We start from the raw sequence: 12,370 nt of genomic DNA, 5'->3' as shown, positions 1-12,370 counted from the left end.
AACGGTCAGAACGAGACGGCGTGGCTGGCCCTCTCGTTGTCCGACGCACTGGCGAGTTTCAAGGTGCGCTGGCCTCGCGGCAGCTCCCAAGATTGGGTCTTCACCGCCCAATACTGGAGCTTGCGCAGCGGCACGGTGATGGACACCGCCCGAGTCTCCCCGGCCTTGAGGCTGACCCGATCAAACCCGACCAGGGTCTGCGGTGCGAACTCGGCACCTTCGACCTTGTGTTGCGGTGCACTCAGGTACAGCTGCGGTACTTCATCCCCCGCAACGCCACCACTATTGGTCAGTTTGAAATCAACCTTGAGGTCGCCATTGCCCAGGCGATAGGTTTGCAGCGCGCTGTAATCGAAGCGGCTATAGGACAACCCATAACCGAATGGGAACAGCGGTGCCTTATGCTGCGACTCAAACCAGCGGTAGCCGATATTGACGCCCTCGGTGTAACTGACCACGCCATCCAGTTGCTGGCCACGCTCGGGGTACTTGGGATCGGTGGCGGGATAGTCCTGCAGGCTGCGGGCCCAGGTAAACGGCAGGCGGCCTGCAGGGTTGCTGCGGCCGGTGAGGATGTTCGCAGTCGCAGGGCCGCCTTCATCACCTGTCCACCACATCTGCACCAGGCCCTTGACCTTGTCCAGCCATGGCATCGCGACCGGGCTGCTGGTGTTGAGCACCACTACGAGATTGGGATTGACCGCGGCGATTTCTTCGATCAGTTTGTCCTGGTCGCCCGGCAAACCAAACTGTGGGTCGGTACGCGCCCAGGCAAAAAATACGACCTTCTTCGCGCTGCGGGCAGCAGCCAGCGCCTGCGCCCGGTTGGCTTCGCGCATGGCAGGCGTGACCCACGCCAGGCGTACTTGAACCGGTTCACCAGACGTGTCGTTATAGGTGCTGACTTCAATCAGATGTTCGCCACGGCTGAGCTTGACCATGCGCCGCACGTTGTTGAGGCCATCGGTGGTTGGCATCAGGGCATCCTGCCCCGGATGCACCACATCACCGTGCAGGGCGTTTTTCAACGAGCTGCTTTCACCGATGATTTTCCCGTCGACCTTCAGCACGGCACCGGCGCCAAGCATGTGCAGGTTGAGGTTGTAGTCGCCTTCCTGATCGATGGTCAGGTGGGTTTTCCAGCTTGGCAAGGTGTTTGCCGCCAGGGCATTCGCGCCAGTGAACTGCAGTTGTTGGTCACGCTGGTTCTGCCCCTCCTCGACTCTAACCCAACCTGGCTTGCCATCGAACGAAACCCGGTCTGCCGGAATCACGACGCCGGTCATGTCATTGGCCACCGTCACGCTAATCGCGGCATTCGGTTCGATTGCCTTTAGTGCAGTGGCCGGCCCGACTTGTAGCTGCGGCATGCCGATCGCGTGCTCGGCTGAAACTCCCAGCGCAACGGGCTGGACAGCGCCCGGGCCGATCATCGCTATGCCCGTGAGGTCGTCCTTCGATAGCGGCAGTACGTTGTCCTGGTTTTTCAGCAGCACCGCCGAATGCTCACTGGTGCGGCGCACGATGGCGGACAACCCGGCAACCATCGGGGTCGACTGTGGCTGGTGGCTGCCCTTGTCCAACAGGCCGAAACGCTCCATCTGCCCGAGCACGCGCCTGGCGGCCGTGTCGATGTCCTGTTCCCTGACGGTTTTATCCCGCAGGGCTTCAAACAGGTTGCTCGGCTTCTCGTCGTTGGGGAATTGCCCCAGCAGCACGTTTGGCCGCTGGCCGACCATCCACTCCTCCGGCATGGGCCGAGCGAAGACCTTTTTCATGCTGCCCATGGACGTGTGCAGCGCAGGCTGTTGCTGCTCGGTGTCGTCGTAGTAGGAACGCATGATGTCCCAGAATGGGTGCTGTTCATCGATGCGCCCGGGCATCTCCATGTCCATACCCCGCTTGATGTATTGCGCACTGTGCACGCCGCCCCAGTCAGAGGTGACAAAGCCCTTGAAGCCCATCTGCTTGCGCAGCACCTGTTCCAGCAATTGTTCGTTGCCGCAGGCGAATTCGCCGTTGAGCTTGTTGTAGGAGCACATGATTGACGCTACGCCGGCGTCAACGGCGTCCTGGAACGGAGCCAGGTACACCTCGTGCAGGGCTTGCTCGGGGATGCTCACGTCAAAGCCGGTCATGTCGTAGCCGACCAGGTGCTTGGCTTGCGCCATCACGCCCTGGCCCTGGATGCCCTTGATCAATTCAGCGCCCATGCTGCCGGTCAGGAGCGGGTCTTCGCCATAGGTGTTCCAGCCGCGCCGAAAGCCCGAGTCGCGGAACATGTTGATGAAGGGCTCCAGCGCAACGTCGATGCCCAGGCGCTTTGCTTCCTCGCCAATCACCGTGCCGTTATCAAAGGCATCCTGTTTGCTGAAGGTGGCGGCCAGGCCCATGGTCGAGGTGGGAATGATCGAGGCCTTGCGGGTCAGGATACCGGGTGGCCCGTCTGCCATGCGCAGGGCCGGCACGCCGAGGCGCGGTACGCCCGGCAGGTAGCCGGCCTGACCCTGGTTGGTAGCATCCGCTTCGGTCATGCCGCGGATCAGGTTGAACTTGTCGTCAAGGGTCATCTTTTTCAGCAGGGCATCCACCCGGGCCTCATCGGTTTCCCTGGCCATGGACGGCCCCGCCAGGGTTGAACACAACACCGCCGCTGCCAGCGTCGACAGTCGGAAAAAACCAGGGCATACGCGCCCGTACCGCGTTATTGAGGTAGTCATGAAAAGCTCCGTTACTTCTGGGTTAACGTTGAGTGGGTTCTTTGACAAGCGCCAGGCCCAGCAGGGAAACCAGCCCGCACACAATCAGGTAGAACGCCGGGGCGCTGGGGTTGCCGGTAAGTGAGATCAGCAGCGTGCAGAAGAACTGCGCAAAGCCGCCGAAAATGATGCTGGCCAGGGCGTAGGTCACCGAGAGGCCTGTCGCCCGGACCTGAGCGGGGAAAATTTCCGCAAGCAACACCAGCGAAGGCACGGTATTGCACACCAGCAACGCCGCCAGGGTACTCGCTACAATCACCAGCGCGGGCAAAGTAGGCGAATGCTGCAACAGCACGAACGCCGGGTAGATCAACAGCAACAAGGCCAGCCGCGACCAGAAAATCATGCGCTTGCGCCCCCAGCGATCACAGGCTCGGCCGGAAGCCACCGCCAGCGCCACTTGCACGGCACCCGCTGCGCAGCCGGTCCAGATCCCGGCAGACAGCGGCAGGTGTAACTGCGCCACGGCAAAATTCGAGAGGTAATGCAGGATTACATAGGAGCCCGAAGTGCCGCCGATGGCGATCAGGATTCCGGCGGCCAACGCACGTTTATGCTCGCCCCAGCTCAAGCGATGGCTGACGTCGTGCTTCACCTGGTCACTTTCCTGCAGGTGCCGGCGCATATACGAGCCCACCGGGATCACCAGCAGCCCGATCACAAATGGCAGACGCCAGCCCCAGGCCATGACTTGTTCCTCGGTCAGGGTGTAGTTCACGCTCAGGCCCACCACTGCACCGAGCAACACGCTCAGGCCTTGGCTGAAGAATTGCCAACTGGTGAAGTAACCTCGTTCGTGGCTGTCGGCTTTTTCCATCAGGTAAGTCGTCGACGCGCCGACCTCGCCGCCAATCGCGAAGCCTTGCAGCAGTCGGGCAAACACGATCAGCAAGGGCGCGGCGATACCTATCTGGCCATAAGTGGGCGTCAGCACAAAAATCAGCGAACAGATGGCCATCAGCCAAAGGGTCAATATCATCGCGGCCTTGCGCCCTACCCGGTCGGCATACTGGCCGAGCAAAATGCTGCCCAACGGGCGCATGAAAAAACCGATGCCATAGGTGGCGAACGCCAGCAGCAGCTGGTTTGAGCCTTCCATGGGAAAGAACTGCTTGCCGATCACCGTGGCGAAAAAGCTGTAGACCGTGAAGTCGTAGAACTCCAGGCCATTGCCGATGGTGACGGCGGCGATGTTGTTTTTCCTGCCGGGCTGGGCCGGTGCCGATGTGCGCACAGACACGGCGGACGCTTCAGTTGAAGTAGTTTCCATGATCGGGTCCGGGCCTCAATTGACAGCAGCAGTGTGCTTGAGCATTTTTTCCACCAGCTTGACCCAGTAGGACGCGCCGACCAAAAGGCACTGGTCGTTGAAGTCGAATTTGGGATGGTGACACATGACGTTCTCCGCACTGTCGCCATTGCCGATGATCAGGTAGGAGCCCGGGCATTTCGCCAACATAAAGGCGAAGTCTTCGCTGCCTGTGAGCGGGCGCATATTCTCGATCAGGCCGTCTTCCCCGCACCATTCCAGAGCTGCACTGCGGGCCAGTTCCGTCTCCGCCTCATCATTGACCAGTACCGGGTAACGCCGGTTGTAATGCACGTCTGCGTTGCCGCCGTAACTCTGTGCGATGTGCTGCGCCAGGGTAGTAATGCGGGTTTGCAGCAGGTCGCGAGTGTCGGCTCGCAATGACCGAACGCTGACCAGCAGCTTGGCGGATGCCGGGATCACATTTGCAGCGGAACCTGCATGAATAGAGCCAACGCTGACGATTGCGGTGTCCAGTGGGTCGATATTGCGCGATACCACACTTTGCAGGCACAAGGTCAAAGTAGCCGCGATCACTACCGGATCCACTGTCTTGTGGGGCACTGCTCCATGCCCTCCCACGCCGTTCAGGGTGATCGTCGCCGTGTCGGATGAGGCCATGAACGGCCCGGCGAGAAAGCCCAGCTTGCCCTGGGGGAAGCCCGGCATATTGTGCATGGCGAAGATCGCATCGCACGGAAACAGCTCAAACAAACCCTGTTCGACCATTTCACGGGCGCCGCCCAAGCCTTCTTCCGCCGGCTGGAAGATCACGTTCAGGGTGCCGCTGAAGCGTCGGGTGTTGGCCAAGACTTTGGCCGCTGCCAGCAGTGTGGCGGTGTGACCATCATGGCCGCAGGCGTGCATTTTGCCGGGCTGGGTGCTAGCGTATTCCAGGCCCGTCTCCTCGGCAATCGGCAGCGCGTCCATGTCGGCCCGCAAGCCTATGCGCGCGCCGTCACCGTTGCGCAATTGCCCTACTACGCCGGTGCCGGCCAGGCCGCGATGCACCTCGAAGCCCCATTCCTCAAGTTTTTGCGCCACCAGGTCACTGGTTGCAAACTCCTCGAAGCCCAATTCCGGATGAGCGTGGATAGCGCGCCTGATGGCTATCATCTCGTCCTGAATCTGTTCGATCTCTGCCAGAATCTTCATTTTTGTTGTCTCCTCAGACCCGATATGGGCTTGATTCTGACCCGTATTGACAGAATGAAAAGACAACCTTTAGGCTCGATGACAACATTTAGTTGTCATCAGGGGCAGCATGAAAACCAACCAGTTCACCGCTTTGGTGGCGGTCGCCGAAACCGGGAGCATCCGCAGCGCGGCCAAATCCGTCGGCCTGACCCAGGCCGCAATCACCCGCACCTTGCGTGATCTGGAGCAGCAACAAGGGGTGGAATTGCTGGAGCGCACCCACACCGGCGTGCGTTTTACCGAGGCTGGCAAAAGCCTGCTGCACCACGCGCGCCTGATACTCAGCGAGATTGAAAAGGCCAAGGCCGACCTGAACCTGATTCGCAGCGGGCAGGCCGAACGCCTGCGTATTGCCGTCTCGCCGTTTATCAACTTCAGCTTTTTGCCGGAATGCCTCAGCCTCTACCAGCAAGAGTACCCCCACGTATTCCTCGAGGTGTTCGAGGGGCTGCACGGCATTTCGGTGCCGCAGCTTCGGGACGGCTATCTGGATTTCGCGGTGATCCAGGCCAGTAATTTCATTACCGAAAACGAGTTCTCCATCGAACCGCTGTTTTCTTATCAGGCCCATGTGGTGGGGCGTAAAGACCATCCGCTACGGCACTCCAGTTCCATTGATGAACTGAATGCCATGAAGTGGCTGGCGAACTACCCGCCTTCGCTGCACAACACGTTTATCAGCGATCTGAACCGGGAGTTTCGCCTGTCACCCCCGCCCAGTCATGTGGTGAGCGTGCACTCGGCGGGGATTTTGCTGCCGGTGCTGTTGCAGACGGACTCGCTGACTGTATTGCCTGACTTATTGCTCAAATCCGCGTGTTTTGCCGATGCGGTTGCGCCGTTGAGTGCGTTCAAAGGCTCCAAATCAAGGATCCTCGGCGTGGTCAGCCGCCGGGGTAACGTGCGCAGCAAAGCTGCAACTGCCTTCATCGGTGTGTTGAAGCAGGTCATCAAGCAACACGCCAGGAATCCCGGTTCACGGTTCAGCGAGAGGCTGTCGCCGAAGGATTTGTTCTTTTGAGTGACCTCTTAACAAGCGATTAATCCGCCTAAAAATTTCTTAATTCCTCCCCGACATACTCCGCCTCAGCCCTCCCTCTGAGAACACACCTATGTCGCCCATCGAAGCTAAATCGCCGCCCGTGAACGCGTTGACCTCGTTTGTCGGGACACTGTGCCTGGCCAGCCTGTCGCTGCTGCCCGGCATCACCCTCGCGGCGCCAGAAAGCGACAAGGCATTTGGCTGGGGACTGGGCCTGGGGGCCGCCGTGACAAATTCCCCCTACCGCGGCCATGACAACGACAGCCAACTCTTGCCGGCGGTGTCCTATGAAAATCGCTGGATCAGCGTGATGGGCCCTGGTATCGACTTCAAGATTCCCAGCGACAGCGCGCTGTCCTTTCGTTTGCAGGCCCGGTACGGGCTGGGTGAAGGCTATGACGCCTCCGATTCCGAGGACCTGGACGGCATGCGTGACCGTGATCCCGGCATCTGGCTGGGGGGCAAGGCCATCTGGCAGAGCCCGGTCGCGCAGTTTTCCGCGCAATGGGCAGGCGATGCGTCAGGCAACAGTGACGGGCAAATCATCCGGCTGGCCGTCGAGCGACGCTTTACCGCGGGAAGCTTCGACTTCACCCCGCGCCTGGCAGCGGTGCACCTAGATGAAGATTACGTCGCTTACTACTACGGTGTACGCGCCCGCGAAGCCACGGCGACGCGTCGGGCCTACACCGGTGACGCCAGCGTCAATATCGAGGCAGGGGTACGCGTTGGTTATCAGCTGGAGGCCAACCAGCACGTCTATCTGGACCTGAGCGCCACACGCCTGGGCAGTGAGATTGAAGACAGCCCGATCGTGGACCGATCCACCCTCGGTTCGGCACGGCTTTGGTACATGTACCGTTTTTGACTGACATGGCCGTCGCGGGCCCTGCCTGCGGCGGCTTTACGGTGCTTGCTCACGCCCACGGAGGCCCCATGAAATCACTCGGGACGCTGTTGTTGTCCTGCATCGCCGGCTGCGCCGAGCTGCCGGCCAGCCCTGTATCGCCGGTGCCGGCGAGTTTTGCCAACTACCGCCAGCAAACCCTCTTGCTGCTTGAACGTGACCGACGCTTCCAGGGCACGGACCATGCCCTGGAACTGGCCTGGAACGCCCCTCGCGAATGGCTGCCTGAACACCCCAACGGCAAGGGGATTCTGCTGGTTCACGGCCTGGGGGACTCACCGGGCTCGTTCATTGATATCGCACCACAACTCGCCGGCCAGGGTTATCGGGTGCGCACGCTGTTGCTGCCCGGGCAGGGGACTCAACCCGCCGACATGCTGGGCGTCGATATCACCGACTGGCAACACAGCGTGGCGCGGCAAGTGGCGTTGCTGCGCCAGGACGCCGACGAGGTGTACCTGGGCGGTTTCTCCACCGGGGCCAACCTGGTGCTGGAATACGCCATGGACGACCCGGCCATCGCTGGCCTGCTGCTGTTTTCGCCCGCGTTCAAGGCCCGCCTGCCCTTCGATTGGTTGTTACCGTGGCTGTCCAGGGTCAAGCCCTGGTTGCGCCAGCCCGACGGCCCTGCCCCCCAGCAGACGCCGTTGCGCTACCAGAACGTACCCACCAACGGCTTTGCCCAGTTCTACCTCACCAGTACCGTCGTGCGCAGCAGGCTGGCGATGCAGACCTATGACCGGCCAGTGCTGATCGTCAGCGCCGCCCATGATTCGGTGGTGGATGTGGGGTTTGTGCGGGAGACGTTCAGTCAGCGCTTTCCGAACCCGGCATCCCGGATGATCTGGTATGGCGACCTGGTTGCCGGGCAGCGCCACCCTAGGATGCTGGTGCGCAGTGATCAGTTTCCCGCCGAACACATCAGCCAGTTTTCCCATATGAGTGTGCTGTTCTCGCCGGACAACCCCCAGTACGGTCGACAAGGCAAACAGCCGATGTGTTCCAACGGGCAGAACGCCGACGGCTACCGCCAATGCCTGGCGGGGGCCGCTGTGTGGTGTTCCGATTGGGGCTATCGGGAAGCAGGCAAGGTGCATGCCCGCCTCACGTACAACCCTTATTTTGAATGGCAGGCCCAGGTTATGGCGCAGGTGCTGGAGGCGGCACAACCCCAGGAAAATACACGCTGATGGACAATCCCTTGCCGGCCAGGCCGCTGCTGGTGATGAGGCTTGCGTGGTGCCCTTGAACGATATTTTTCACCAGCGACAGGCCGATCCCGCTGCCCTGCCCGCCATTGCCGGGAACGCGGTAAAAGCGCTCGAAGATCGACTCCCTCTCGGCGGCCGCCACCCCCGGCCCGTCATCGGCGACTTGCAGGCAAGGCCCCTGGGGCGATGGGCCACAACTGATTTTTACGTGGTCGCCTGGCGCGGTGTAGCGCAGGGCATTGTCGATCAGGTTGCGCAGCAAAATGCCCATGGCGTCGACATCGCAGTCGATCAGGCACGGTTGGGTCTCCACCAGCAGCGTGCGCTGCGCCTGCGCGGCCTGCACCTCAAATTCATCGGTGACATAGCCGATGAGTTCGCTCAAATCGACCTGGGTGCGATGGGGTTTGTGCACCGCCTCCAGGCTCGCCAGGTCCAGCAATTGCTCAGACAAACGCGAGCTGCGCGCCACCACGGCCAGCAGCTTGTGCAAGGTCGCGTCCTTTTCAGCCAGGGTCGTGGCCCGCAGGGCAATTTGCGCATGGGCCTGCAAGGCCGAGAGCGGCGTGCGTAACTCATGGGCCGCATTGGCGATAAAACGCCGTTCACCTTCCAGTGCCTGGTCGAGTTGGCGCAGCAAGTGATTGAACCCCTCCACCAGCGGGCGCAGCTCGACGGGCAGCGCGCCCACCCACAACGGCGTAAGGTCAAAACGATGCCTGCCCCGCAGGGCATTTTCGATCACCATTACCGGCCGTAGCGCACGCCGCAACACCTGCCACATCAACAGCCCTACCAGCGCCAGCAGCGATGAGGCGATACATAGCGCCACGAAGGCTTTTCGACGCATGTCCGCGCTGATCACACTGTGCAGGTAGCCGACCTGGACCGTCAGTTGCCGGTTGCTGTCGGAAATTGAATAGACCCGCCACTTGCGCCCATCGATCATCGGGCTCGAAAAGCCGTCCAGGAAACTCCCCTGCAACGCCGTCGACGGAGCGCCCGGCGCACCGGCCAGCAAACGGTCGTGGCGCCCCCACACCTGGTACGTCAACAACCCGGCTTCGGCCAGCCCGGCGCTGCGTAGTTGCGGGCTGGCGTCCTTGCCCGGGAGCTGCTCATTGTTCTGCGGGACAGCCAGCAACAGCTGGGTGGCGATGGCTTGCAGCTTGCTGTCCCAGATGCTGCTGGAGCTGACCTGGGTGTAAATCAGCAATGCCGTCAAGGCCAGCGCCCAGCAGATACCGATGGTCAGGAACAGCACACGCATCATGCGTTGGCGCAGGGATTTCATTGACGGGCCCCGGCGATCATATAGCCCTGGCCATGGACCGTGGTGATCAGCTCATCGCCCAATTTGCGCCGCAATTGGTGGATATACACGGCAATGGTATTGCTCTCGATGTTGCTGGCGTGGCCATAAACCACCGCTTGCAAATGATCACGCGCAAGCACGTGACCGGGGCGCTCCAGCAGCGCGAGCAACGTGCGGTATTCATACGCGCTCAATGCCACCCGCTGGCCGCCTCGTGTGACCACGTGACGGCTGCGGTCCAGCACGATATCCCCCAGGGTCAGCAGTGAGATCACCCGCCCTTCACTGCGCCGGCTCACGGCCCGCAAGCGCGCCCACAGTTCGTCGAGCTGGAACGGCTTGACCAGATAATCATCAGCCCCCGCATCCAGGCCGACGATGCGCGCACTCAGTTGCCCGCTGGCCGTGAGGATCACCACCGGTGTGGGGTCGTGTTGTTTGCGCAGGGCCTTGAGCACGCTCAAACCGGACTCACCCGGCAGGCCCAGGTCAAGCAGGACCGCGTTATAGGTATGTTCGACCAAGGCCAGGCGCGCGTGGGAGGCGTCCTTGACATGGTCAATGTTCCAGCTGTTTTGCCGTGCGCCATCGCAAATGGCTTCGGCCAGCATGGCGTCGTCTTCCACCAACAATAAATACACAGCAGGCCCTCGTGTGCTGCTTGGAATGGGGCAACACAATCCACACATACGGGATGATGAGCAAGGGCCAGAACCATAGACCGATTTTTTTAAGAAAGTATTAAAACGGAGGGAGTTGATCGGTTCACGTGCTGTCGCGCCAATAAAAGCGCCGGCAATTAGTTGTGAAAGTTAATAGAAAACAAAGTACTCGCCGTACTTTTTATAAACCCAACACTAAATAAATTTACATGGGGTATTTATAAAAAATCCGCCGCAGAGCCTGCGGCGGCAAACCAAAGGTTTTTGTCGAAGCAGAGCGGCTAAGACAGGCTCAAAGTTACACCAGCCTGCCGCCTGAAAAAGTGAATATTAATTAATCGAGTTTAAGATCCCTTCACTGGTTCTTTAACACAATTCGGTTAAAAATCGCCCGTCGCACACAGGCCAGCAATGCCCGCCAGGGTGGTGCCCGGCTAAAACTACAAGACGCGAAACCCGGCTTCAACGCCAGCCTTAATAACGCCTGCCGAAAAGTTATATACGCCATAAAAAATAAGGTCGTGCACCTGTGCACGCAACTTTTAGCGATTAATTAATCCGGGGAAGTCATTACCATGGTTAAACAGTGGAACCTATTAGCGCTGGTCATATCTACCAGCCTGAGCCAAGTAGCCTTGGCAGACACAGTAACGGATCAGGCCGCCGCCACGGGGTTTGTCGATGGCAGTAGCCTCACCGGGGTCGCGCGCAACTATTACTTGAACCGTAACCGGGAAGAAGGCCGGGCCGACCAGCGCGACTGGACCCAAGGGGTCATGGCCAATTACATCTCCGGCTTCACTCAGGGCACCATCGGGTTTGGCGTCGACGCCTATGCCTACGGCGGGCTGAAACTCGACTCCCAGCGCAAATACGCGAACACCGGCAACCTGCCCCTTGATCGCAACGGCGACCCTCAGGACGCCTACGGCTCGTTGGGGGGAGCGATAAAGCTGCGGATCTCCAAGACGCAGCTCAAGTACGGTGAAATGCAGCCCACCGCGCCAGTGTTTGCCGTCGGGGGTGTCGGGCTGCTTGACCAGACCGCCACCGGCTTTGACCTGACCAGCAACGAAATTGCCGGCCTGAACCTTGAAGCCGGCCACTTCACCGCGACCAACAGCGGCGATACCACCAACCATGAGCACGATATCTTTGCCACCTACGCCAACGTGGCGACCAAAAGTGCCAGTTTTGTCGGTGGCAAATACACCTTCACCCCGGACTTGAGCACCACGGTGTATGCCGGCGAGTTGCAGGACGTGTGGTGCCAGTACTACACCAACCTCAATTACGTGATGCCGCTGAGCAATGGCCAATCCGTGACCCTGGACGGCAACCTGTACCGCACACTGGATACCGGGAGTGCCAACGCAGGCACGATCAACACCACGGCGTACTCGCTGGCGGCGGCCTATTCGTTCCTGCAGGCCCACACGCTGACGCTGTCGTTCCAGAAGATCGATGGCAACGAGCCGTTCGACTACATCGGCGCGGGTGACAACGGTGCCGCCGCGGCCGGCGACTCGATCCTGCTGGCCAACTCGGTGCAATGGTCCGACTTCAACGGCCCTGGCGAAGCCTCCTGGGCCCTGCGGTACGACTTGAACATGGCGACCTACGGTGTGCCGGGGCTTAGCTTTATGAGCCGCTACATCAACGGTTCCGACATTGACGGCAGCCACACCCCGGCCAACAGTGCCTACCTCGGCGCCTACGGCAACGGCGCCAAGGAGCACGAAACCGACGTGGAAGTGAAGTACGTGGTGCAGAGCGGGCCGGCGAAAAACCTCGCGTTCCGCCTGCGCCAGGCCTACCACACCGGCAGTTCCGAGTCGGGCAGTGGCGGCGACGTCAACGATACGCGCCTGATCGTCAACTACCCGTTCAACATCCTGTAAGCCCTTCCCGGGACGTGCCAGCGACACAGGTCGCTGGCACGCTGAACAGCTATTTGGGTTGGCAGTT

General features: G+C 60.5%; 9 protein-coding genes. 4 read left to right on the top strand and 5 right to left on the bottom strand.

Annotated elements, in window-relative coordinates:
- Positions 1-5: 5 nt before the first annotated feature.
- The 3 genes from ACW9I6_RS00870 to ACW9I6_RS00860 are packed head-to-tail and all read right to left on the bottom strand — an operon-like array spanning position 6 to position 5,223.
- Entirely contained in the window at positions 6-2,720 is a 2,715-nt protein-coding gene (locus tag ACW9I6_RS00870; protein WP_457338707.1) for a beta-glucosidase, read from the bottom strand.
- A 22-nt stretch (positions 2,721-2,742) separates the two neighbouring features.
- Positions 2,743-4,029: an MFS transporter gene (locus ACW9I6_RS00865; RefSeq protein ID WP_457338706.1), complete on the bottom strand. Its 1,287-nt coding sequence runs from the start codon at positions 4,027-4,029 to the stop codon at positions 2,743-2,745.
- Positions 4,030-4,044: 15 nt separating this feature from the next.
- Entirely contained in the window at positions 4,045-5,223 is a 1,179-nt protein-coding gene (locus tag ACW9I6_RS00860; RefSeq protein ID WP_003217783.1) for a M20 aminoacylase family protein, read from the bottom strand.
- Between the two features lie 109 nt (positions 5,224-5,332).
- On the opposite strand from ACW9I6_RS00860, the gene ACW9I6_RS00855 reads away from it, so the two are divergent.
- The 3 genes from ACW9I6_RS00855 (at position 5,333) to ACW9I6_RS00845 (ending at position 8,404) form a co-directional block, all read left to right on the top strand.
- A complete protein-coding gene (locus tag ACW9I6_RS00855; RefSeq protein ID WP_003217786.1) occupies positions 5,333-6,286 on the top strand; it encodes a LysR family transcriptional regulator in 954 nt (317 codons plus the stop codon).
- A 91-nt stretch (positions 6,287-6,377) separates the two neighbouring features.
- On the top strand, positions 6,378-7,175 hold the full coding sequence (locus tag ACW9I6_RS00850; RefSeq protein ID WP_457338705.1) for a MipA/OmpV family protein: 798 nt from the start codon (positions 6,378-6,380) through the stop codon (positions 7,173-7,175).
- A 68-nt stretch (positions 7,176-7,243) separates the two neighbouring features.
- Entirely contained in the window at positions 7,244-8,404 is a 1,161-nt protein-coding gene (locus ACW9I6_RS00845) for an alpha/beta hydrolase (RefSeq protein WP_457338704.1), read from the top strand.
- On the opposite strand, the gene ACW9I6_RS00840 is transcribed toward ACW9I6_RS00845, so the two are convergent.
- Positions 8,355-9,719, bottom strand: a complete 1,365-nt coding sequence (locus tag ACW9I6_RS00840; RefSeq protein ID WP_457338703.1) for an ATP-binding protein — start codon at positions 9,717-9,719, stop codon at positions 8,355-8,357. The two genes, ACW9I6_RS00845 and ACW9I6_RS00840, sit on opposite strands and share 50 nt — an antisense overlap.
- A complete protein-coding gene (locus ACW9I6_RS00835; RefSeq protein ID WP_003217793.1) occupies positions 9,716-10,381 on the bottom strand; it encodes a response regulator transcription factor in 666 nt (221 codons plus the stop codon). Before ACW9I6_RS00835 ends, ACW9I6_RS00840 begins: the two co-directional genes overlap by 4 nt.
- A gap of 596 nt (positions 10,382-10,977) precedes the next feature.
- On the opposite strand from ACW9I6_RS00835, the gene ACW9I6_RS00830 reads away from it, so the two are divergent.
- Positions 10,978-12,303 carry an OprD family porin gene (locus ACW9I6_RS00830; protein WP_457338702.1) on the top strand — a complete coding sequence of 442 codons (1,326 nt, stop codon included), beginning with the start codon at positions 10,978-10,980 and terminating at the stop codon, positions 12,301-12,303.
- The last annotated feature ends 67 nt before the right edge of the window (positions 12,304-12,370 follow it).

The sequence above is a fragment of the Pseudomonas sp. SDO5522_S412 genome (genome assembly GCF_054071215.1).
The sequence above is the reverse complement of the archived record's forward strand: the minus strand, read 5'-3'. Positions and strand labels throughout refer to the sequence as shown.